The 1,683-nt window shown below is 50.0% G+C and carries 1 tRNA gene and 2 rRNA genes; all 3 read right to left on the bottom strand.

Features of this window, described 5'->3' with window-relative positions:
- Positions 1-700, bottom strand: a 23S ribosomal RNA gene (locus ACTHPM_RS27305); the annotation flags it as partial.
- Between the two features lie 319 nt (positions 701-1,019).
- Positions 1,020-1,095 (bottom strand) — tRNA-Ala (locus ACTHPM_RS27300).
- A 99-nt stretch (positions 1,096-1,194) separates the two neighbouring features.
- Positions 1,195-1,683, bottom strand: a 16S ribosomal RNA gene (locus ACTHPM_RS27295); the annotation flags it as partial.

Genomic DNA, 1,683 nt, shown 5'->3' with positions numbered 1-1,683 from the left:
TCGCCCTATTCAGACTCGCTTTCGCTGCGGCTACGGCTTCTCACCTTAACCTTGCACGGGAACGTAACTCGCCGGTTCATTCTACAAAAGGCACGCCATCACCCATAGATCGGGCTCTGACTTCTTGTAAGCACACGGTTTCAGGTTCTATTTCACTCCCCTTCCGGGGTGCTTTTCACCTTTCCCTCACGGTACTGTTTCACTATCGGTCGCTAGGGAGTATTTAGCCTTAGCAGATGGTCCTGCCAGATTCATACGGGGTTTCACGTGCCCCGCACTACTCGGGATCCGTCTCGGAGGGAACAAACTTTCAGCTACAGGGCTTTTACCTTCTATGCCGGGCCTTTCCAGACCTCTTCGCCTAATCTGTTCCTTTGTAACTCCATGTGAGACGTCCCACAACCCCGGCCAGCAAGCTGACCGGTTTAGGCTGTTCCGCGTTCGCTCGCCGCTACTGACGGAATCACTCTTGTTTTCTCTTCCTCAGGGTACTTAGATGTTTCAGTTCCCCTGGTCTGCCTCTTCATATCCTATGTATTCAGATATGAGTGACTGGATATTACTCCAGCCGGGTTTCCCCATTCGGACATCCCCGGATCAAAGCTTGCTTACAGCTCCCCGAGGCCGTATCGTTGTTCGCCACGTCCTTCTTCGGCTCCTAGCGCCTAGGCATCCTCCGTGTGCTCTTAGTAGCTTAACCAAACGCTACGGTTTTGCGCTCATCGCTCTGTTGTTCGTTTGTTTCTCGATTGAACTTAATCAAAGTTAAAACAAACTCTCAAAGGATCGATGATCCCAAAACTTTCGCTGCTACTCTTATTTACTTGGTCAATCACTTGACACAAGCAGCTATACTGAAATTCAATTTTGCGCGAAGCGAAATTTCATTTCAGTACGAAAAGGATATTTCTAAAACGCAAATTCGTTTCGTTATCTAGTTTTCAAGGATCAATCGATTAAAGTTCCGGTTCATCACGAATGTGTGAATAAAAGTTTAATCAAGTTTTAGATGAAATTATTGGTGGAGCCAAGCGGGATCGAACCGCTGACCTCCTGCTTGCAAGGCAGGCGCTCTCCCAGCTGAGCTATGGCCCCATACAAATTCCATCAAAACTGAACAAATAGAATGATGTTTTGTTGAAGTGATATCACTTCATTTGTACCGCTTCGCTACGGAAGCGAGGTACTCCATAGAAAGGAGGTGATCCAGCCGCACCTTCCGATACGGCTACCTTGTTACGACTTCACCCCAATCATCTACCCCACCTTCGGCGGCTGGCTCCCTTGCGGGTTACCCCACCGACTTCGGGTGTTGTAAACTCTCGTGGTGTGACGGGCGGTGTGTACAAGACCCGGGAACGTATTCACCGCGGCATGCTGATCCGCGATTACTAGCAATTCCGACTTCATGCAGGCGGGTTGCAGCCTGCAATCCGAACTGAGACCAGCTTTGATAGGATTGGCTCCACCTCGCGGTTTCGCTTCCCGTTGTACTGGCCATTGTAGTACGTGTGTAGCCCAAGTCATAAGGGGCATGATGATTTGACGTCATCCCCGCCTTCCTCCGGTTTGTCACCGGCAGTCATTCTAGAGTGCCCATCCGAAATGCTGGCAACTAAAATCAAGGGTTGCGCTCGTTGCGGGACTTAACCCAACATCTCACGACACGAGCTGACGACAACC

Source organism: Paenibacillus sp. SAFN-054 (assembly GCF_051966755.1).
Classification (GTDB): domain Bacteria; phylum Bacillota; class Bacilli; order Paenibacillales; family Paenibacillaceae; genus Paenibacillus_AQ.
This window is presented reverse-complemented; position numbering and strand designations above follow the sequence as displayed.